A 21159-nucleotide genomic window follows, 5' to 3' on the forward strand; every position below is an offset into this window, starting at 1 on the left:
GACCTTGATCGCGTCTCGATACGTGGGCGGTGGTCCTGGAAGGGGCGGCGGTTCCGATAGCCTCGATCGGGTGAGCTTCGTCCATCCAGCCGGGGACCGGCACGCCGAGATGCTGCCCCACGAGCGCCCCCCGATGGCGCCCGCCGACCTCAACCGGATCGACCCCGCGATCTGGCCCCGAACGTCGACCCGGACCGACGGCACGCTCACGGTCGGCGGCGTCGACGTGCGCGACCTGGCCCGCGAGTTCGGCACGCCGCTCTACGTCCTCGACGAGGCCGACGTACGCTCACGCATGCGCGACTACGCCACGGCCTTCCAGGGCTCCGAGGTCCACTACGCGGGCAAGGCGTTCCTGTGCAAGGAGATCGTGCGCTGGCTGGCCGACGAGGGCCTCGGCCTCGACGTCGCCAGCGGCGGCGAGCTGGCGGTGGCGCTCAGCGTCGGCTTCCCGCCCGAGCGCATCACCCTCCACGGCAACAACAAGTCCACGGCCGAGCTGACCCGCGCCCTGGAGTGCGGCGTCGGGCACATCGTGGTCGACTCCTACGAGGAGATCGCCCGCCTCGGCTACCTCGCCGAGCAGCTCGGCAAGCGGCCCAAGGTGATGATCCGGGTGACCACCGGGGTCGAGGCCCACACCCACGAGTTCATCGCCACGGCCCACGACGACCAGAAGTTCGGCCTGTCGCTCAACACCGGCGCCGCCGCCGAGGCCGTGCGCCGCATCCTCGCGCTGCCGCAGCTCGACCTGGTCGGCCTCCACTCCCACATCGGGTCGCAGATCGTCGACACCGCCGGGTTCGAGGTGGCCGCGCGACGGCTGGCCACGCTGCTGGTGCAGATCAAGGACGAGCACGGCGTCGTCCTGCCCGAGCTCGACCTCGGCGGCGGCTACGGCATCGCCTACGTCGAGGGCGACGAGGCCCCCGACATCAAGGAGCTGGCCGACGGCCTGCGCGAGATCGTCACCAAGGTCTGCGCCGACGCCGGCCTGCCGGTGCCGCGCCTGACCGTCGAGCCGGGCCGCACCATCGTGGGGCCGGGCGGCATCACCCTCTACGAGGTCGGCACGGTCAAGGACGTCGAGGGGCTGCGCACGTACGTCAGCGTCGACGGCGGCATGAGCGACAACGTGCGCACCGCCCTCTACGGCGCCGAGTACACCGCCACCCTCGCCAGCCGCGCCAGCGACGCCGCGCCCATGCTCAGCCGCCTGGTCGGCAAGCACTGCGAGAGCGGCGACATCCTCGTGCGCGACTTCCACCTGCCCGCCGACCTGGCGCCCGGCGACCTGGTCGCCGTGGCCGCGACCGGCGCCTACTGCCGTTCGCTGGCCAGCAACTACAACTACCTGCCCAGGCCCGCCGTGGTCGCCGTCGCCGACGGCGCGGCCCGGGTGATCGTGGCGGGCGAGACCGAGGACGACCTGTTGAGGGGGCAGCTGTGAAACCGCTGAAAGTGGCTCTGCTGGGCTGCGGCGTCGTCGGCTCGCAGGTCATCAGGCTCCTGCACGAGCAGGCCGACGACCTGGCCGCGCGCATCGGCGCACCGCTGGAGCTGGCCGGCGTGGCCGTGCGCAGACTCGGGCGCAAGCGCGACATCGAGGTCGACCCGGCGCTGCTGACCACCGACGCCGAGTCCCTGGTCACCCGCGACGACATCGACATCGTCGTCGAGGTGATCGGCGGCATCGAGCCGGCCCGCACGCTCATGGTGGCCGCCCTCGAACGCGGCAAGTCGGTCGTCACCGCCAACAAGGCGCTGCTGGCCGAGGACGGCTCGTCCCTGCACGAGGCGGCCCGCCGGGGCGGCGGCGACCTCTACTTCGAGGCCAGCGTCGCCGGCGCCATCCCGCTGCTGCGCCCGCTGCGCGAGTCGCTGGCCGGCGACCACGTCAAGCGCGTGCTCGGCATCGTCAACGGCACCACCAACTACATCCTCGACAAGATGGACACCTCGGGCGCGTCCTTCACCGACGCCCTGGAGGAGGCCCAGACGCTCGGTTACGCCGAGGCCGACCCGACGGCCGACGTCGAGGGCTTCGACGCCGCCGCCAAGGCCGCGATCCTGGCCGGCCTGGCCTTCCACAGCCGGGTCACCGCCGACAAGGTGCACCGCGAGGGCATCACCGAGATCACCGCGACCGACGTCGCCTCCGCCAAGGCCATGGGCTACGTCATCAAGCTGCTGGCCATCTGCCAGCGCTCCGACGACGGCCGCTCGTTCGGCGTGCGGGTGCACCCGGCGATGATCCCGCGCACCCACCCGCTGGCGGGGGTGCGCGAGGCGTACAACGCGGTGTTCGTGGAGGCGGAGTCGGCCGGGCAGCTCATGTTCTACGGCAAGGGCGCCGGCGGCGCGCCGACGGCCTCGGCCGTGCTCGGCGACCTCGTGGCCGTCGGCCGCAACCGGCTGGCCGGCACCCGCGGGCCTGAGGAGTCCACCTACGCCGACCTGGCCGTCCACCCGATGGGCGACACGGTCACGCGCTGCCACGTGGCGCTCGACGTGGCCGACAAGCCCGGTGTGCTGGCGCGGGTGGCCGACCTGTTCGCCAAGCACGACGTGTCCATCCAGACCGTCCGCCAGGAGGGGCACGGCGACGACGCCCAGCTCGTCATCGTCAGCCACCGCGCCACCGACGCGGCCCTCACGGCGACCATGGAGGGGCTGCGCGAGCTCGACATCGTCCGCGCGGTCGCCGGCGTGATGCGCGTGGAGGGCGACGACTGACGCCCGCCCCGCCCGGTCAGTGGGCGGGGAAGGCCAGGTCGCGGACGCGGCGCACGGCCCGTTTCAGGACCGTGCGGTCCTGCTCGCGGGCCAGCCGCACCGCCTCGCGCCGCCAGCTCTCGGCCTTCTCCCGCCAGCGGGAGGCGTCCCTGCCGTTCTTGGCGGCCTCCCGGCGCAGCTGGGCGATCTCGGCGCGCAGGGCGGCGACGCGCTTGCGGTGGAGAGTCAGCTCCTTCTCGTGGCGGGCGGTGAGCAGGGCCAGCTCCGCGACCGGCGGCCGGCGCGGCGGGTAGACGTCGGGGCGGCGGCGCAGGCCCCACGACGCGCCGTCCGCCCATTCCAGGCCGTACAGGGCGTCGATCAGGTCGTCCGGGTGGTCGCCGGGGGCGGCGACCAGGGCGGCTCTGGACAGTGCGGCCGTACGGTCGAGGCGGGCGGCGACCACGCCCTGCGGGGTCTCGTCCAGGGCCAGGCACAGGCTGCCGAGGTCGTGCTCGTCCAGGTGGGCGATCAGGCGTTCCAGTGTGCCGGGGGAGAGGGTCCAGCCGGACGGCACGGTCAGTCGGAAGGGGGCCGTCGTGCCGGTGGGTGGCCCAGGAGGTGGTTCGGTGGCCAGCCGGACCCGCGGGTCGTGTTCGAAGGCGGCCTTGAGCAGGCGCAGGTCCAGGTCGGGGTCGCGCAGGGGCGAGCGGCGTCCGGTGGGCAGCGCGGGCCAGGGGCCGGTGAGGGTGAGGCGCACGTCGGGGATGGAGGAGGCGAGCAGGGCGTCCGCGGTGGCGCGGGTGTCCTCGTAGCCGCCCGCCGTCACCACCGCCTCCACGTACGGCACCAGCCACTGCCGCCCCGGATCCGTCCGCAGATACCGCCGGTAGGGAACCCGGTCGGCCACGTAGGGGTCGTTGTACCGTTTCAACGCGGCGACGTCGCGCATCGCGGTCGGCAGGCCGACGTGCCACGCCCGCGCCTGCGGGTCCGGGACGAACACCGCCCCCGCCTGGACGAGCCGGTACCCCAGCTCGGTGTCCTCGGCCAGCACCAGCGAGGTGTCCAGGCCGCCGATCGAGCGCAGCAGTGCCGCCGGGTACGACGCCGTGGCCCCCACGTGCACGCGGGCGGCCGTCGCGCCGGACGCCGTACGCAGGCCGTCGTGGTCGTGGATGATCTGCTCGGCCCAGTCGTGCCGGTGCGGCGACAGGGGGAACAGGCCGTCCTCGGCGCCCGCGTCCAGGGCCTGGACGACCTGCTCCGGCGTGGGCGGCTCGCCGGCCGAGGTGAAGTCGATCCAGCCGAGCACCACCACGTACGGGGCCAGGTGGTGCCACCGGAGCTGGGCCTCGACGTGCCGCCGGTGCGGGACCATGTCGGCGTCCAGCACGAGGACGACGTCGCCGGCGGCGGCGTCCAGGCCGGCCTGCACGGCCCAGGCGCGTCCCCAGCCGCCCGGCGGGCTGGAGATCAGCTTGGTGCCGTCAGGGGCGAGGGCGGGCAGGCGGATGGGGGTGGCGCTGCCGTCGTCCACCACGATCACGTCGAGCAGGTGCGCCGGGTAGCTCTGCGCGGACAGGGCGGCGAGCGTCAGGTCCAGGGTCTCCTGGCGGTCGTGCGCCGGGATGACGACCGTGACGGCGAGCTCCGGCTCCCAGGCCCCCAGCTCGGGCGGGTCGAGGACGCCGAAGTCGTTGCCACGGATGCGCGGGACGGTCATGGGCGGCTGCTCCCCTCCAGCTCCATCAGGGCGTTCGGGCGGAACCCGCGCCACTGGCGCCGGTTGCGGCGCAGGAACGTGCCGATCGGCTCCTGCCAGGTGTGGGCGGAGGCCGGGCCGCGGCGCAGGATGTAGCCCAGGCCATGGGTGCGGTAGATCTGGCCGCCCGCCGCCTGGAGGGCCTCCTGGAACTGGGTGTCCACCGAGCGGCGCAGCGGCCGGAAGCCGCCCACGGCCTGGAACGCCGAACGCTCCACCAGGATCGTGCCGCCCGCCACGAAACTGGTGATCTGCTCGGTGACCTGGCTGCGGTGCACGGTGACGTCGATCGAGGCCAGATAGACGAACTCGGGCACCGTGCCGACCACCTGCGCCCCCGAGTAGGCGTGGGCGAGCAGCAGGTCGGCCAGGAAGTCGGGGCCGTACCAGTCGTCGTCGTCCATCTTGAGCAGGAACGAGCCGGAGGCCCTGGCGGCGGCCTCGTTCAGCACCTCGCCGAAGACGGCCGCGGGGTCGGCCTCGTACACGGTCAGCGGGCCGCCGAAGTCGGCCAGGGCGGCGGCGACGTCCGGGTGCTCCCGGGGCACGCCGTGCAGCGCGAGCACCACTTCGAGCTGGGCGTCGCGCTGGCGGGCGATCTGCCGCAGCGCGAACGGCACCATGTCGGCGCGCCGGGTGGCCAGCAGGACGGAGGTGAGCGGGGGAGCGGGGGCGGGCGCGCCGAGCTGCTCCCACCGCGCCGCCACGCCATGGGTGCGCAGGGCGGCCCGGCGCAGCCGGATGCTGTGCTCCTCGCGCCGCAGCTCGTCGGACAGGTCGGGGGCGGCGGGCAGGAGCGCGACCAGCTCGTCCCCCAGAGCGCCCGCCCAGCGCGGCACGGCTCCGGTGACCAGCGGCACCCCGGCGGCGGCCAGACCGGCCAGCACCCGCACGGCCGCCAGCGGGCCGCTGTGCGGATGTTGCCAGCTCACCTCGACGCCGCGGATCTGCCGGAGCCTGGCCACGTCGGCGTCGGTGACCCCGCCCGACTCGGCGAACGTCGTGACGACCCTGCCGTCGAGCAGCACCGACCAGCGGCCGTCGCGCTCGGCCAGCGCGGCCATGCCCCGGGACGGCGTGGTCACGAACCCCTGGGGGTTCACCAGCCGCTCGTCCACAGGCGGGACCATCGACGGCTCGCCCAGCACCTCGGGATCGGCCAGCGGCGACCCCGCCCCGCCGGGGCGCCCGATGCTCTCCCAGCTCGCGGCGACGATCGTGGGCCGCTCGACGGGCGCCTGATCCCCGGCCCAGCCGATCCCGCCCGCCCAGCCGTTCCCGCCCGGCTCGGCGGACCCGCCCGGCGTCAGGGCCGGGGACGCGTCCGGGGCGCGGCCGTCGCCCGGCGGGCGCAGGGCGTCGCCGGCCAGGCCGCGGAGGGCGACGTCGCCCAGCGTGCGGAGCACGACGTCGCTGCCGGGGGCGCCGACGCGTTCGGGGACCGGGCCGCTCACCTCGGCGGGCGTGGCGTTCGGGTCGCCGGGACGCCAGTCGGCCGAGCCGATCCCGGCGATGCCGGCGGCGGGCGCGGCGATCACGTCCAGGCGGTGGCCGGCGAAGGCGCGGGCGGTGGCGGTCACCGTGCGGCCGGCGGGCGTCGCGGCCGAGAAGCGGGCGTCCACCACCCACACCCGGCTCCTGGGCTGGTAGACCCGCAGGTCCGTCAGCGACCGCCAGCGGTGCGCGGGGGTCGGCGTGGGCACGGGGGCCGGGTGCGAGGCGGGGGCGTCGAGCACGCACACCACCACCCGCCCCGCCAGCGGGAGCAGCTTGTGCAGGGTCGCCACCCTGCGCAGGTCGGCGGGCGTCCTGGCGAGCACGAGGACGTGGTCGGCCGACTCCGGCTCGGCGGGCGGCTCCAGCAGGTCCCGGTCCAGGTCCACGGCGCCGGCGGGCAGTCCGGCGCGGCCCTCGCCGCCCTGGCCGCCTTCGCCGTCGGCCGGGAAGGTGGGGCTCTCGATGCCGGCCAGGAACACCCGGGCGTCCGGCAGCTCGGCCAGCAACGCGGTGACCGTCCGCCGCTCGGCGCTCATCCGGCGCTCCGCAGGTGCCGGATCAGGGAGCTCAGCGGCCCGGGAGCGGGGTCCTCCTGCTCCTGCGCGCGGGACAGGCGCTCGACCTCGGCGGAGAGCCGGTCGACCTGATCGCGCAGCTCCTTGGTCTCCGCCAGCCGCCGGGCCGCCAGGGCGCGCCATTTGGCCGGGTCGCCGCCCAGCGGCGGTGGGTCGGCGGCGGCGCCGAAGCCGTGCTCGCCGCCCTCAACCCACAGGACGCCGAACAGCTCGTCCACCAGGTCGTCGGCCGGGCCGTCGAAGCGCGCGGCGCGGGCGAAGGCGGCCGTGCGCTCCAGCCGGGCGGCCACGACCCCGTCCGCGTCCTCGGCCAGCGCCACGCAGAGCAGGCCGAGCACGTCCTCGTCGGCCAGTCGCACCAGCCGGGCGAGGGTGTCGGCCCCGAGGACCCAGCCGGCGGGCAGCCGCAGCAGGAACGGGGTGGGGGCGGCGGTGACCGGTTCGCTTTCCGCGAAAGTGACGCGCGGCTCGTGGGCGTACAGGTTGTGCAGCAGCCGCAGGTCCAGCAGCGGGTCGTCGAGGCTGGACCGGCGTTCGCCGGTCAGCCGGCCCCAGGGGCCGACGACGGTGACGGCGGCGTCGGGCAGCGTGCCCGCCAGCGCCGCGTCCACGCTCGCCCGGGTCTCCTCGTACGTGGTGGCGCTCACCACGACCCGCACGTACGGCACCCGCCAGTGGCGCCGGGGATGGCCGCGCAGCCAGCGCAGATCCGGCACCAGATCGCCCAGGTAGGACCAGTTGTGCCGGTGGACCTCCTTCTCCCGCAGCATCACCGTGGACGGCCCGACGTGCCACGCCCTGGCCTGCGGATCGGGCACGAACACCGCCCCCGCCTGGGCCAGCCGGTAGCCCAGCTCCGTGTCCTCGGCCATGTTGAGCGAGGCGTCCACGCCGCCCGCCGCGCGCAGCAGCTCGGCGCGCACCGACGTGGAGGCCCCGGTGTGCAGCAGGTACGCGCTCGTCCCCGCGTCCTTCAGCATCCGGGTCGACTCCAGCGTCCTGCGCGTGTACTCCGGGCGCGTGCCCTCCTCGCCGGGGGCCGTCACGAACCGGATGTCGCCGATCACCACCACGTGGTCGAGCAGGTGGTGCCAGCGCATGTGCGCCTCAAGGTGGTCGGGGGCCAGGATCATGTCGGAGTCCAGCCAGTGGATCACCTCGCCGGTGGCGGCCAGCTGCCCGGTCTGCCGCGCCGCGCCGCGCCCCCAGCCGTCGGTCACCCGTACGACGCGGGCCCCCGGCAGCTCGATCGGCGGCGTGCTGCCGTCGTCGGCGACCACGATCTCGACGAGCCCGGCCGGGTAGGTCTGCGCGGCCAGCGCGGACGCCGTGCGCTCCAGCGCCTCCTGGCAGTCGTAGGCCGGGATGACCACGGACACGCGCAGCTCGGGCGTCCACTCCCCGATCGCGGGCGGGCGCAGCACCCCGTAGTCGTTGTGCCGGACGCGGGTCATGCCAGGCCCTTGGCCAGCGCGCGAACCTTCTCGCGCAGCTCCTCGACCTCCCGGGCCCTGGTCATGGCGTTCACGCGGTCCTCGCCGAGCGAGGCGAGGATCGCCCCGATGTCGTCGGCCCGCCGCGCGGCCGACTCCTCGACCGCCTGGACCAGCAGTTCCAGCCGGGATTCGAGGTTCTTGACCGCGGTCGTCGCACGGGCGAGCTCGGCCTCGTGCTTCTTCATGCGCAGGTCGATCCGGTGCGCCTTGCCGTCCACGCGGCGGACGGTGAGCAGCAGCAGGGCGAGGGCGGCCAGCGTGACCGCGAACGCGGCGACGGCCGCCGCCGCGCCGAGGGTGAGCAGGCCGGCCAGGACGAGCAGGGCGAGCACCCCGGCGGCGACGACTGCGAGAAGTGCGGCGGCCGCTGCCAGTCGGCGGGGCGAGAGCATCCGCGCAAACCTTTCATAGTCACGACTAGTCGGGCATAGGAGGATGGGCGGGATTATTGCCACCCTAATAAACCCTGACCACTACCGTGCCATATGTTCCTGGAGGAAAACTGGGAACCCGGCCTCGGGGCTCATGCCGTCCGCCACCCGAAAGCTGCCTGTCTGTCTACTGACGTGTAAAAACGGGCGTAAGGTAGGCGCCGATCCAGTCCCGTCCGGTCGAGGAGCATCGTCCATGTCCGTCACCCCCTGCGGCTTCACGCGTACGCCGGGCAAGGGGTTCGCCCGGCTGCACTGGTCGGACGGATGGCAGGTGGACGGCGGGCCGCCCGACGTGCCCGCGCTGCGCTCCCGGCGCGGACTGGAGATCGACTGGCCCGCCGAGCCGGTGCCGCTCGACGGCCTGACGGAGCTGGCCGGCGCCGGGATCCCGCTGACCGCCCAGGACGCCCCCGCGTGGGTGCCGGGCGACCTGGCCGCGCTGCTCACCGACCGCGACTGGCTCGCCGCGCCCGCTGACGGCACCGCGCGCTGCCTGGCCGACCTGCGGCGGGAGGAGCACAGCGTACGGCTGCGGCGCCTGGTCCACCGGCCCGCCCGCGCGACGGTCAGCATCGTCATGTCGACCAAGCGGCCCGCCCTGGTCCGCGCGGCGCTGGCGCAGATGGAGCGGCAGCGGGGCGTCGAGGCCGAAGTCCTGCTCGGGCTGCACGGGGTGGCCTTCGAACAGGTGCGCGCGGCCGTCGAGGCGTGCTCGCTGCCCGTCAGGTGGGTCGAGGCGGCCAGGACGGTGCCGTTCGGCGAGGTGCTGAACCGGGTCGCCGCCCTGGCCTCGGGCGACTACCTCGCCAAGTGGGACGACGACGACTGGTACGGCCCCGGCCACCTGTCCGACCTCCTCATGGCCCGCTCGTACGCGGGGGCCGACGTGGTGGGCACGACGGCCGAGTTCTTCTACCTGGAGCCGTTGCGCGCCACGATCCGGCGGACGACGTTCGCGAGCGGAGCGGCGTACCCTAGCGAGGTTTGGGCGGATCACGTAGCCGGAGGCACCATTTTGCTCCAAAGCGCGAAATTTCGGGAAATTGGAGGATTTCCCGCGCTTCCGCGTGCGGTCGATCTGGAGTTCGTGAAAGCGGCGCAAAAGATCGGCGCGCGCGTCTATCGCACGCACGGCCTCGGCTACGTCCTGCGCAGGGGGTTCACCGAGGAGCACACCTGGCAGCTGCCCCTGGCCCATTTCGTCAGAATCGCCACGAACCAATGGCACGGCTTCCGGCCGAGCCTGCTGATGGAAGCCGCATGAACAACGGCCAGACGCCGCCGGTGCGCGGCAACGACTACCGCGTGCTGCGGCCCGCCGAGGATCTCACCCCGTCGCTCACGGTCAGCGTGATCATCCCGGCCTACGGCGGCCAGGACAAGCTGGACCTGGTGCTGGCCGGTCTCGCCCGCCAGACCTACCCGGCCGCGCTCACCGAGGTCATCGTCGTGGACAACGGCAGCGTGCCGCCCCTGCGGCTGCCCGACGTCCGTCCTGAGGGCGCCCGTCTGATCGTCTGCGACCAGCCCGGCCGCGCGAACGCCCGCAACGCCGGGCTGGCCGAGGCCACCGGCGACGTGATCCACTGGCTCGACTCCGACGTCGTCCTCACCCCGGGCGCGATCGAGGCCCACATGCGCTGGCACCACACGGCCCCCTACCTGGTGGTGACCGGCTACATCAGGTTCACCGACGCGGAGCTGCCCGCCGAGCTCCCCGCCGACCTGGAGGAGCACTTCGAGCCGGCCGAGCCGCACGCCTGGATCGTCGACCTCGTCGAACGCACCGACGGCCTCACCGCCAACCCCCAGCGTCCCTTCAGCCTGCACGTCGGCGGCGCGACCTCGGTCGGGGCCCGCCTGATCGAGGCCGCCGGCCCCATGGACGACGAGCTGATCCTCGGCCAGGACACCGAGATGGGCTACCGGCTGGGCCAGGCGGGCGCGGTGTTCGTGCCCGAGCCGCGCGCCCGCGCCTACCATCTCGGCCCGACCATGCGCATGCGCGACAAGGAGTCCATCGACCGGGTGAGCCACGCGTTCGTGGCCGACCGCATCCCGGCGTACCGGTGGTTGCGCTCCCATCCGTCCCGCCAGTGGAAGATCCCGTACGTCACCGCCGTCGTGGACGGCACGGCCGGCTACGACAGCGTGCGCGCGACCGTGGACGCCCTGCTCGCCGGGACCGTTCCCGACCTGTCGGTGCTCCTGCTCGGCCCCTGGGACGAGGTGGGCCGCGAGCGCCGCTCCCCGCTCAAGGACCCCGGCCTCGACCTGGCCCTGGTCCACGGCCACTACCTGCATGAAGGACGGGTGCGCCTGGCCACGGCCGAGGAGCTGGACCCGGCCACGCCGTTCGTGCTGCGCCTGCCGCCCGGCTGGATCCCCGGCGAGGACACCCTCGCCCGCCTGCTCGACCTGGCCCGCGACGAGGGCCTCGGCCTGGTCGCCGTGCTGCTGCGGGAGTCGTCGCACGGTGTCGTGGCGGCCCGCCTGGAACGCCGCTCGGCCTTCGCCAGGGCCCGCATGGTGGCCGGCGGCGAGCCCGGTGAGCCCGGTGAGCCCGGCGACCTCGACGACGTGGTGGACGCCGTGTCCGGCGTGTCCTGGGTCGAGGGCGAGACCTACGGGTTCGCCACGGAGGCGGCGCCGCTGATCGGGCGGCGCGGGGCGTACCGGGCGCGGCTGGAGGCCCGGGCCGAGGCCGAGCGGCTGGCGGCGGAGGCCGACCGCCTGCGCGCCCAGGTGACCAAGTGGCGGGACGAGGCCACCCGGTGGCGCAGGACGGCCGTCGAGCTGCGGCGCGACGTGAGCACCCTGCGCCGCCAGCTCGCCGCCGCGAACCGCGCCCAGCAGAGCCTGCGCACCCTGCTGTCGGCCACGATGAAACGGGCGCTGGGCCGCCGCCTGCGATGAAACGGGCGCTGGGCCGCCTGCGCGGCCGACCGCGTCCCGCGGACGGTGGTCAGTTCGGGCGCAGGGCCGACTTCAGCCGTCTGAACAGGGTGTTCTCGGCGGACTCGGCCGGGACCGCGACCGTCGCGGGGATGGTGACCGGCTCCGGCTGCGGCGGCGCGGGCCAGTAGCGGTCCGGCGGCTCGTGACGCACGCCGTGCGTGGCGTCGATGACCTCGTCGAGATCGGCGCCTGGACCGGCGAGCAGCAGCGCCCGGCCCAGCGCCGAGGTGCGTTCGAGCCGGGCCGTGCGCCCGTCGGGCAGGTCGACGACGAGCACCCCGGTCAGGTCCTTCTGCACCGACTCGACCATGCGCTCCAGCGTCGCCCGGTGCAGCGGCACGTCCACCGGACCCCGGTAGCGGAACGGCGTGGGCGCGGGCGTCGGGGCGGCCTCGTCGATGAGCCGGATGCGTTCGTCGTGCGCGCACAGGTCGCGCATGAGCCGCAGCTCGAAGCACGGGTCCGACAACACCGCGCGCCGCCCGTCGTCGAGCCGCGACCACGGGCCCACCAGCGTCAGCACGACGTCCTGGAGCTTGCCGTCCAGGGCCGCCGTCACCGCCCGCCGCACCACCGACTCGGAGGTGTCGGTGACGTCCAGCACGATCTCCACGTACGGCACCAGCCACCGCCGCCCCCGGTCCTTGCGCAGGTCCCGGCGGAGCGGGATCCGGTGCGCCAGGTACGGCTCCACCGCCCGCACGGCCCGCTCCCGGTCGCGGTGCTGCGCCGGCAGCCCGAGGTGCACCGCCTGGGCGGCCCGGTCGGGCACGAACACCACGCCGTGCATGGCCAGCCGGTAGGAGAACTCGGTGTCCTCGCCGCGCACCACGGTCGGGTCGAGCCCGCCCACGGCGTCGAAGACCTCGCGGGGGAGGGCGAAGGTCGGCCCGGTGCACACGTGGTACGGGTTGCGGCTGCTGCGCAGCCCGTCGGTCTTCTCGATCGTCGCCTCGGTCGAGCTCGACACGGCCCCGGCCAGGTCGAACACCTCGTCCAGGCGCTCGGCGCGGAAGACCTGCCGCGCGGTGACCGGCGGCGCCTCGACGAACTTCTTCATCCCGATCGTGACCAGGTAGTCGGTCACGTGGTGCCAGCGGGCCAGGGCCTCGATGTGCTCGCGGCAGGCGACCATGTCGGCGTCGAGCCGCTGGATGATCTCCCCGTCGGCGGCCTTGGCGCCGGTGTTGACCGCGTTGGAGATGCCCCAGCCGTCGCGTACCGGGACGATCCTGGTGTTGACCGGCCGGATCTCCGGCAGCCGGACGGGCGGCGCGCTTCCGTCGTCGACGACCAGGACCTCCATGAGATGGTCCGGGTACGTCTGCGCGGCCAGCGCGGCCAGCGTCAGGTCGAGTTTGTCCTGCCCGCCGTGCGTCGGTATCACCACGCTCACGGACAACCCCGGCGACCAGGCCCCGAGCTCCGGCGGCACTACTGGTGAATAGTCGTTCTGCCTCAAAGCAGGACGCGCGTTCATGGTGACCCCCTGCCGAGACCTTATCGGGAGATGCTGAGAATTTCCTGAATAGTGGCGCTGTCCAACGACCTGTCCACTCAGTGGACTCGGCTCCGCGCCCGCGCCGCGCACCCCGTACACTCGGTGGCCAACACCGCAGGTAGGGAGTCATCATGGGCAGGTCGTGGCGTGGCCTCATCGAGGAGTACCGAGAGCGTCTTCCGGTCACCACGAAGACGCCCGTCGTCACGCTCCTCGAAGGCGGCACCCCGCTCGTCCCGGCGCACCGCGTGTCGGCGCTGACGGGATGCGAGGTCTATCTCAAGGTCGAGGGGGCGAACCCGACCGGCAGCTTCAAGGACCGCGGCATGACCATGGCCATCAGCAAGGCGGTCGAAGAGGGCGCCAAGGCGGTCATCTGCGCCTCCACCGGCAACACCTCGGCCTCCGCGGCGGCCTACGCCGTACGCGCGGGGCTGACCTGCGCCGTGCTGGTGCCGAAGGGCAAGATCGCGATGGGCAAGCTGGCGCAGGCGCTGGTCCACGGGGCCACGCTGCTGCAGGTCGAGGGGTCGTTCGACGACTGCCTGGAGATGACCCGCAAACTGTCCTCCAGCTACCCGATCGCGCTGGTCAACTCGGTCAACCCGTTCCGGCTGCAGGGTCAGAAGACGGCGGCGTTCGAGATCGTCGACACGCTCGGCGACGCCCCCGACATCCACTGCATCCCGGTGGGCAACGCGGGCAACATCTCGGCCTACTGGATGGGCTACCAGGAGTACGCCGACGACGGCGTCTCGACGAAGCGTCCGCGCATGTTCGGCTTCCAGGCCAGCGGCGCCGCGCCGATCGTCGAGGGCGCCCCGGTGACCCACCCCCACACGATCGCCACCGCCATCCGCATCGGCAACCCGGCGTCCTGGAACCTGGCCACCGCGGCCCGCGACGAGTCCGGCGGCGTCATCCAGGCGGTGACCGACCGGCAGATCGCGGCGGCGTACAAGCTGCTGGCCCAGGAGGAGGGCGTGTTCGTGGAGCTGGCCTCGGCGGCGAGCGTCGCGGGGCTGCTCCAGGCACACGCGCAGGGGCTCGTGGAGGCCGGGCAGCGCATCGTCTGCACCGTCACCGGCAACGGCCTGAAGGACCCCGACTGGGCCATCTCGGGCGCACCCGCCCCGGTGGTCATCCCCATCGACGTGCACGCCGCCGCCGCGGCGCTCAACCTCGCCTGAGAGGCGCACGGGGAGTGAGCGAACGACGAGAGAACCGTGAATCGATGACGACGGTGCGAATCCGCGTGCCGGCCACGTCGGCCAACCTGGGGCCGGGCTTCGACGCGCTCGGCCTGGCGCTCACCCTCTACGACGACGTGGAGGCCACGCTCACCGCCGAGCCCGGCGTGCGCGTGAGCGTGGAGGGCGAAGGCGCGGGCGAGGTCGACCTCGGCGAGGGACACCTCGTCGTCCGGGCGATGCGCGAGGCGTACGCCCGCATGGGGGCGCCGCAGCCCGCCGGCATCGCCCTGCGCTGCGTCAACCGCATCCCGCACGCCCGCGGCCTGGGCTCGTCCTCGGCCGCCGTCTGCGCCGGCATCCTGGCCGCCCGCGCGCTGAGCGACGGCGGCCTGTCCGACGACGAGGTCTTCGCGCTGGCCACCGAGATGGAGGGCCACCCCGACAACGTCGCTCCGTGCCTGGCCGGGGGCCTGACGGTGGCCTGGACCGACCACGCGGGAGCAGCGCGTATGGTGAAGCTGGCCCCCGACGAGAGGGTCCGTCCGGTCGTCGTCGTTCCCACGACGCGGCTGGCCACGGAGACCGCTCGGGGGTTGTTGCCGAAGGACGTGCCCCACAAGGACGCCTCCTTCAACGCCGGCAGGGCCGCGTTGCTGATCGCCGCGCTGACCTCGCGGCCGGAACCAGAGCTGCTGCTCGCCGCCACCGAAGACCGTCTCCACCAGCCCTATCGCGCGCCTGCCATGCCGGAGAGCGCGCGTCTGGTAGAACGTCTGCGTGCAGTCGGCGTGCCCGCGGTCGTTTCGGGGGCGGGTCCCACGGTTCTTGCGTTTTCGTCACCGGATACGCAGGATTTGATCGCGCCAGAAGTGGGTAATGACTGGCACATCCAGCAAATGGACGTCGACCCGGTTGGTGCGAACGTTCAGTTCCCCGAGACACGCTGATGCCTCTTTAGACCTTCAGGGAATAGCCGTGTGCGCTGGTGATGTTAGGCTGATAGCCGCACCAGATGCCCCCTTGGTGGGTGCGTGCTTGTCAGCCATACATCGCTGCATCATGCTTCACGTCGCGAGGCGTGAGCAGCGCGGCTGTCTCCCCGGAATCCGTTGCCTCCGGTTGGCCCACACCCGGTTGGCCCAACGTGAGGCGGCGACGACGGGGACCTGCGCGTTCGACGCACATCGACATCTGGTTGGCGACAGCAATCTGGGGGGTGTCAGCCACGCGCCACGGTCCTGTGGCGGCCTGGACGAACCCCTCCCCAAGAGTGGCGGCCGTCCGCGACAGCCGAAGATCGCAACGTGCACCCCGACCCGGTCTGTCCCGCCGGGTCGCAAGCACCTCCGGGACGCCCGGCAGAACAAAACCGGCGCCCGACCCCTGGGAAGGACCTTTTAGTTGAGCGACACCACCGAACTCCTCTCCGACGCACCAGGCTCTCAGCCCGCGTCCGGCGACACCCCCACCCGCGCCGCGGCCAAGCCTCGTGCGCGTCGCTCCGGCACCGGCCTGTCCGCCAAGGTGCTGCCCGAGCTGCAGAAGATGGCCGCTGAGCTGGGCATCAGCGGCACCGGGCGCATGCGGAAGAGCCAGCTCATCGCGGCCATCCAGGAGAAGCAGGGTGGCGCCTCCGGAGATGGCGCTCCGGCGGCAGCCGCGGTTGAGGCGGCGCCCGTCCTGACGGAGGCCGCGCCTCCCGTGGCCGAGCGGCCCGCCCGTACGCGCAGGGAACGTTCCCGCACCAAGCCCGCCGACGAGGCCGCACCGCAGGCCGCCGAGCCGGTGGTCGCGGCCCCCGAGCCCGTGGCCGCGCCGGCCGAGCCGGCCGTCGAGCAGCAGGCCCAGGTCGTGGACGCCGGTCAGGCCGACACGCGGGGCGAGCGCGAGAGCCGTCGCGAGCGGCGCAGCCGCGGCGAGCGCCGTGAGCGTGGCGAGCGCAGCGACCGCGGTGAGCGTGGCGACCGTGCCGACCGCGGTGAGGGCGGCCGTGCCGAGAGCAGCCGCGGCGACCAGCGCGCCACGGACGCCGGCGGCAGGGGCGACCAGCGCGGTGACCAGCGTGGCGACCAGCGCAGCGACCAGCGCAGTGACCAGCGTGGCGACCAGCGTGGCGACCAGCGCGGTGACCAGCGTGGCGGCGACCAGCGCGGCGACCAGCGTGGCGGCGACGACGACGACCGCGGGCGTGGCCGCAGGGGCCGCTTCAGGGAGCGCAACCGCGGCCGCGGCCGTGACCGCTTCGACAGCACCGAGCCCGTCATCGGCGACGACGACGTGCTCATCCCGATCGCCGGCATCCTCGACATCCTCGACAACTACGCGTTCGTCAGGACCAGCGGCTACCTGCCGGGCAGCAACGACGTCTACGTCTCGCTGGCCCAGATCCGCCGCAACGGCCTGCGCAAGGGCGACGTCATCACCGGCGCGGTGCGCCAGCCGCGCGACGGCGAGCGCCGCGAGAAGTTCAACGCCCTGGTCCGCCTCGACACCGTCAACGGCATGGACCCGGAGCAGGCCCGCAACCGGCCCGACTTCAACAAGCTGACGCCGCTCTACCCGCAGGAGCGCCTGCGCCTGGAGACCGAGCACAACATCCTCACCACGCGGATCATCGACCTGGTCTCGCCGATCGGCAAGGGCCAGCGTGGTCTGATCGTCTCGCCGCCGAAGGCCGGCAAGACGATGGTGCTGCAGGCGATCGCCAACGCGATCACCCGCAACAACCCCGAGTGCCACCTGATGGTCGTGCTCGTGGACGAGCGTCCCGAAGAGGTCACCGACATGCAGCGGTCGGTCAAGGGCGAGGTCATCCACTCGACCTTCGACCGTCCGGCCGAGGACCACACCACGGTCGCCGAGCTGGCCATCGAGCGCGCCAAGCGCCTGGTGGAGCTGGGCCACGACGTGGTCGTCCTGCTCGACTCGATCACGCGACTCGGCCGCGCCTACAACCTGGCGGCCCCGGCCTCCGGCCGTATCCTGTCGGGTGGTGTCGACTCCACGGCGCTCTACCCGCCGAAGCGCTTCTTCGGCGCCGCGCGCAACATCGAGAACGGCGGCTCGCTGACGATCCTCGCCACGGCCCTGGTCGAGACCGGGTCCAAGATGGACGAGGTCATCTTCGAGGAGTTCAAGGGCACCGGCAACATGGAGCTCAAGCTCAACCGCTCCCTGGCCGACAAGCGCATCTTCCCCGCGGTCGACGTCGACGCGTCCGGCACGCGTAAGGAAGAGATCCTCATGGCCAAGGAGGAGCTGCAGATCGTCTGGAAGCTCCGCCGGGTGCTGCACGCCCTGGACATGCAGCAGGCTCTGGAGCTTCTCCTGGAGAAGATGAAGGAGACCAAGTCCAACGCCGAGTTCCTTCTGCAGGTGCAGAAGACCACGGTGAGCAACGACCGCGACTAGCGGCCACGCGCCTTGAGGGGCGGCGGGGAGGTTCTCCCGCCGCCCCTTTCGCGTGCCAAGGCGCCGAGGGTGGGGTTAACCCCACCTGTGGGTCGGACGTCTGCTCCATTCACCCCGTCCGCGGCGCCGGGCAGGCTGGGGGCATGCGATCGGTGAGGCTGAAGGACAGGGTGCGGTTCGGGCCGAAGGGGCCGTTAGGGGTGCTGGTCGACCCGATGACCTGGCGGGCGGCTCCGTACCTGCTGGTCAGCGCGTTGTTCGGGATGGTCTGGTTCGTCGTGGTGACCCTGGCGACGACGGTGGCGGTGCCGCTGGTGATCGTCTGGGTGGGGCTGCCGCTGACGATGGCGACCGTGCTGATGTGGCGCGGCGGGGCGATGCTGGAGCGGCGGCTGATGGGGGCGGCGTTCGGGGTGCGGATCGCCGACCCGTACCGGAGCAGGCCCGAGGGCGGGCTGCTCGCGCACCTCACCTGGCTGCTGGGCGACAAGGCCACCTGGCAGGACCTCGGCTACCTCCTCATGCTCCTCCCGCTGGGCCTGGTGGAGTCCGCGTTGTCGCTGGCGCTGTGGACGGCGACGGCGGTGCTGCTCCTCTCGCCCCTGGCCCGCCTCCTGTACGTCCTGAGCGACGGGCGCACCGGCCTGATCATCGACGACTGGGCGGGCGTGCTGGTCGCGGGCGCGGCCGGCGTGGTGCTGCTCGTCGTGACGGCCTATCTCGTACGGGGCATGGCCTGGCTGCACGGCACCCTGGCCACGGTGCTGCTCGGCGGCAGCGAGGAGGAGCGGCTGCGGGCCAGCCGGGCCAGGGGGATCGACGCCGCCGAGGCCGAACGCCGCAGGATCGAGCGCGACCTGCACGACGGCGCGCAGCAGCGGCTGCTGTCGGTGGCGGTGGACCTCGGACGGGCGCAGGCCAAGTTCGACACCGAGCCGGAGGAGGCCAGGGCGCTGATCGTCCAGGCCCACGCGGGCACCAAGGCGGCCATCGCCGAGCTGCGCGACCTGGCCCGCGGCATCCACCCGGCCATCCTCACCGACCGCGGGCTCGACGCGGCGCTGTCGGGGCTGGCCGCGCGGGCCCCGGTGCACGTGGACGTCTCCGTCGAACTGGCCGAACGGCCGCCCGCCGCGGTGGAGAGCATCGCGTACTTCATCGTCGCCGAGGCCCTGGCCAACCTCGCCAAGCACTCGGGCGCGACGGAGGCGTCGGTGGCGGTGTTCGGAGGCGACCGCGGCGTGGTCGTGGACGTGGGGGACAACGGCATCGGCGGCGCCGTCGTCACGCCGGACGGCGGGCTGTCGGGCCTGGCCGACCGGGCGGCGACCATCGACGGCGTGCTCGTGCTGCACAGCCCCGTCGGGGGGCCGACGATCGTGCGTGCGGAGCTGCCCTGCGAATGGTAGTCATGTGCACATGCGCGTGGTCATCGCCGAGGATTCCGTACTGTTGCGCGAGGGGCTGGCGCGGTTGCTCGCCGACGGCGGTTTCGAGACCGTCGCGGCGGTCTCCGACGGGCCCGCGCTGGTGGCCGCCGTCCAGGAACACGAGCCCGACCTGGCGATCGTCGACGTGCGCATGCCGCCCACCCACACCGACGAGGGGCTGAAGGCGGCGCTGAGGGTCCGCGAGGCCAGGCCCGACTTCCCGATCCTGGTCCTGTCCCAGTACGTCGAGGAGCGCTACGCGGGGGAGCTGATCGGCAAGGCCGTCGGCTACCTGCTGAAGGAGCGGGTGGCCGACGTGGCCGAGTTCATGGAGGCGGTGCGCGAGGTGGCGGCGGGCGGCACGGTGATCGATCCGGAGGTCGTCGTGCAACTGCTCAGCCGCAGGCGCAGGGGTGCGCCGCTCGACCTGCTCTCCCCCCGGGAGCGCGAGGTCCTGGCGCTGATGGCCGAGGGCCGCTCCAACACCGCGATCGCCTCCAGGCTGGTCGTCACCGAAGGGGCGGTGGAGAAACACGTGTCCGGCATCTTCGCCAAGCTGGCCCTCGGGCCCGCGCCCGAGGACCATCGGCGGGTTCTCGCCGTTTTGACGTATCTGGGTCGCTGATACGGCCTGCACCCGGGGTTGGGGATGCGGGCCGTACCCGCTACCTCACGTCCACGAACTCCTGCGGCGACAGGGAAGTGCGCGTCTTGCTCGTGCCGGGCACCTTGACCTGGAAGTAGCCGTCCTTCTTGCCCTTGAAGGTCTTGCTGTACTTGCCGGTCGAAGTGGCCTTGGCGTACCCCATGAACTTGTACGTCTTGGTGCCCTTGGCCTTGAAGTACACCTCGACGATCTTGTTCTTGTACGCCTTGGCGCCGCGGTAGACCTTGCCGTAGACCTTGAACGCGCGGCCCTTGGTGACCTTGTTCGGGGCCGAGATCGTCACCCTGGTCTTGGCCTTCTTGGACGCGCCGCCGGTGGGGGCGACGACCGAGAAGGACGCCTCGCCCTTGAGCGTCTGGCCGCTGCGGGTGGCGTACACCTCCAGGGTCCAGGCGCCCTCGGTGGTGTCGTCGGTGAAGTAGGTGACGCCGCGGTAGTAGCTGTCCGACTCCTTGGCCAGCTCACCGAGGTCGTAGTACTCGCTGGTGGTGTCGCTGACGAGCTTGGCCGAGACCGTGCCCGCGTCCTTCACCGACGCCTCGACCGTGACCTTGGTGTCCCTGCCCTTGACGAGCTGGACGGGGTCGGGGGTGACGTTCGCGCCGGAGATGCCCTGCTTGCCGGAGACCTTGACGGTGAAGGTGCTCGGGCTGCTTCCCCCGCCCGCGCGGGCGACGTTGACGGTGAGCTTCCAGTCGCCCGCCGGGTCGTCCTTGGTGATCGTCCACTTGCCGGTGATCGTCTTGTCGGGAGCCGGCGACGGGGTGGCGGTCGGGGTGGAGGTGGAGGTGCTCGGCGTGAAGTCGAACGACACCGTCTTGGCCGACTTGCCGGGCGGCTCGATGGACCCGGTCACGCCGGTGACGGTGTCCGGGTTCTTGAGCTTGAGCGTGACGGTGGCGTCGACGTCCTTCTCCAGCGGGACGTACGCGCTCGCCGACGCGTCGCCCGCGAAGTCGTCCGCCAGCGCGTACGCCGAGGCCGACGCGCCGGTGGCCGAGAGACCGGCGCCTCCGAGGAGAACGGCGGCCCCCGTGGCGGCCGCGAGGAGCAGCCGCACCCTTCTCTTCATCAGTTGGATGATCCTTTGGCTAAGTCCCATTTGTGGGAAAAGTGATGGTTTGTGCGAGGGAGCCTAGTGTGGCGCGTGCGGCCGCGTCATGAAGATCGCGGGAATGCCCCATGGCCTGGGCAGGTTGCACGATCTGGCACACTGGTAGCTGACCATTTTGCGGTTCCGGTTCACGCCATGCGTGAAGGCGACCCGGCGGCCGCAGCCCGAAAGGACAGCCATGAAGCCCGACATCCACCCCGATTACCACGTGACGCAGGTCTCCTGCTCCTGCGGCAACACGTTCACGACCCGCAGCACCGCGAAGAACGGCGTCATCCACGCCGACGTGTGCTCGGCCTGCCACCCGTTCTACACGGGCAAGCAGAAGATCCTCGACACCGGCGGCCGGGTGGCTCGCTTCGAGAAGCGCTTCGGCAAGAAGGCCACGGGCAAGTAGCTTCAC

The 21159-nt window shown here is 72.7% G+C and carries 16 protein-coding genes; 10 read left to right on the forward strand and 6 right to left on the reverse strand.

Going from position 1 to position 21159, the window contains the following annotated elements; translation table 11 throughout:
• Nucleotides 1–109: 109 nt before the first annotated feature.
• Together lysA and ACIBQ6_RS27495 are read left to right on the forward strand one after the other, a co-directional pair.
• Complete coding sequence (gene lysA / locus ACIBQ6_RS27490; protein ID WP_358283916.1) at nt 110–1450, forward strand: diaminopimelate decarboxylase; 1341 nt, start codon at nt 110–112, stop codon at nt 1448–1450.
• The gene (locus ACIBQ6_RS27495) at nt 1447–2736 is read left to right on the forward strand and encodes a homoserine dehydrogenase (protein ID WP_358283401.1); all 1290 of its coding nucleotides are present in this window, start codon (nt 1447–1449) and stop codon (nt 2734–2736) included. The genes lysA and ACIBQ6_RS27495 overlap by 4 nt, the downstream gene beginning before the upstream one ends.
• Before the next feature lie 16 nt (nt 2737–2752).
• Here ACIBQ6_RS27495 and ACIBQ6_RS27500 read toward each other — a convergent pair whose 3' ends face one another.
• From ACIBQ6_RS27500 to ACIBQ6_RS27515, 4 genes are read right to left on the reverse strand one after another with little or no spacing between them, the layout of a single operon-like run.
• On the reverse strand, nt 2753–4441 hold the full coding sequence (locus ACIBQ6_RS27500; RefSeq protein ID WP_397215336.1) for a glycosyltransferase: 1689 nt from the start codon (nt 4439–4441) through the stop codon (nt 2753–2755).
• Nucleotides 4438–6513 carry a glycosyltransferase gene (locus tag ACIBQ6_RS27505; protein WP_397215338.1) on the reverse strand — a complete coding sequence of 692 codons (2076 nt, stop codon included), beginning with the start codon at nt 6511–6513 and terminating at the stop codon, nt 4438–4440. The genes ACIBQ6_RS27500 and ACIBQ6_RS27505 overlap by 4 nt, the downstream gene beginning before the upstream one ends.
• Nucleotides 6510–8006, reverse strand: coding sequence for a glycosyltransferase (locus tag ACIBQ6_RS27510; protein WP_397215340.1), 1497 nt, complete (start codon nt 8004–8006; stop codon nt 6510–6512). Before ACIBQ6_RS27510 ends, ACIBQ6_RS27505 begins: the two co-directional genes overlap by 4 nt.
• Nucleotides 8003–8440: a hypothetical protein gene (locus ACIBQ6_RS27515; RefSeq protein WP_397215342.1), complete on the reverse strand. Its 438-nt coding sequence runs from the start codon at nt 8438–8440 to the stop codon at nt 8003–8005. The genes ACIBQ6_RS27510 and ACIBQ6_RS27515 overlap by 4 nt, the downstream gene beginning before the upstream one ends.
• A gap of 235 nt (nt 8441–8675) precedes the next feature.
• On the opposite strand from ACIBQ6_RS27515, the gene ACIBQ6_RS27520 reads away from it, so the two are divergent.
• Together ACIBQ6_RS27520 and ACIBQ6_RS27525 are read left to right on the forward strand one after the other, a co-directional pair.
• Nucleotides 8676–9746 (forward strand): family 2 glycosyl transferase, encoded by a 1071-nt coding sequence (locus ACIBQ6_RS27520; RefSeq protein ID WP_397215344.1) that lies wholly within the window; start codon nt 8676–8678, stop codon nt 9744–9746.
• On the forward strand, nt 9743–11398 hold the full coding sequence (locus ACIBQ6_RS27525; protein WP_397215346.1) for a glycosyltransferase: 1656 nt from the start codon (nt 9743–9745) through the stop codon (nt 11396–11398). Before ACIBQ6_RS27520 ends, ACIBQ6_RS27525 begins: the two co-directional genes overlap by 4 nt.
• A 49-nt stretch (nt 11399–11447) precedes the next feature.
• Here the strand turns inward: ACIBQ6_RS27525 and ACIBQ6_RS27530 are convergent, their stop codons facing one another.
• Nucleotides 11448–12836 carry a glycosyltransferase gene (locus ACIBQ6_RS27530; RefSeq protein ID WP_397215348.1) on the reverse strand — a complete coding sequence of 463 codons (1389 nt, stop codon included), beginning with the start codon at nt 12834–12836 and terminating at the stop codon, nt 11448–11450.
• Nucleotides 12837–13072: 236 nt separating this feature from the next.
• Between ACIBQ6_RS27530 and thrC the strand changes: the two genes are divergently transcribed.
• The 5 genes from thrC (at nt 13073) to ACIBQ6_RS27555 (ending at nt 19600) form a co-directional block, all read left to right on the forward strand.
• The gene (gene thrC, locus ACIBQ6_RS27535; RefSeq protein WP_364324843.1) at nt 13073–14131 is read left to right on the forward strand and encodes a threonine synthase; all 1059 of its coding nucleotides are present in this window, start codon (nt 13073–13075) and stop codon (nt 14129–14131) included.
• A gap of 44 nt (nt 14132–14175) precedes the next feature.
• Nucleotides 14176–15081, forward strand: coding sequence for a homoserine kinase (gene thrB, locus ACIBQ6_RS27540; protein WP_358283417.1), 906 nt, complete (start codon nt 14176–14178; stop codon nt 15079–15081).
• 454 nt (nt 15082–15535) lie between these two features.
• A complete protein-coding gene (gene rho, locus ACIBQ6_RS27545) occupies nt 15536–17545 on the forward strand; it encodes a transcription termination factor Rho (protein WP_397215350.1) in 2010 nt (669 codons plus the stop codon).
• Between the two features lie 143 nt (nt 17546–17688).
• Nucleotides 17689–18954 carry a sensor histidine kinase gene (locus ACIBQ6_RS27550; RefSeq protein ID WP_397215352.1) on the forward strand — a complete coding sequence of 422 codons (1266 nt, stop codon included), beginning with the start codon at nt 17689–17691 and terminating at the stop codon, nt 18952–18954.
• Nucleotides 18955–18964: 10 nt separating this feature from the next.
• Complete coding sequence (locus tag ACIBQ6_RS27555; RefSeq protein WP_358283423.1) at nt 18965–19600, forward strand: response regulator transcription factor; 636 nt, start codon at nt 18965–18967, stop codon at nt 19598–19600.
• A gap of 40 nt (nt 19601–19640) precedes the next feature.
• On the opposite strand, the gene ACIBQ6_RS27560 is transcribed toward ACIBQ6_RS27555, so the two are convergent.
• On the reverse strand, nt 19641–20714 hold the full coding sequence (locus ACIBQ6_RS27560; RefSeq protein WP_397215354.1) for a hypothetical protein: 1074 nt from the start codon (nt 20712–20714) through the stop codon (nt 19641–19643).
• Nucleotides 20715–20934: 220 nt separating this feature from the next.
• On the opposite strand from ACIBQ6_RS27560, the gene rpmE reads away from it, so the two are divergent.
• A complete protein-coding gene (gene rpmE / locus ACIBQ6_RS27565; RefSeq protein ID WP_352320396.1) occupies nt 20935–21153 on the forward strand; it encodes a 50S ribosomal protein L31 in 219 nt (72 codons plus the stop codon).
• Nucleotides 21154–21159: the final 6 nt, after the last annotated feature.

Origin of the sequence: Nonomuraea sp. NPDC049655 (assembly GCF_044465465.1) — a bacterium.
Taxonomy (GTDB): domain Bacteria; phylum Actinomycetota; class Actinomycetes; order Streptosporangiales; family Streptosporangiaceae; genus Nonomuraea.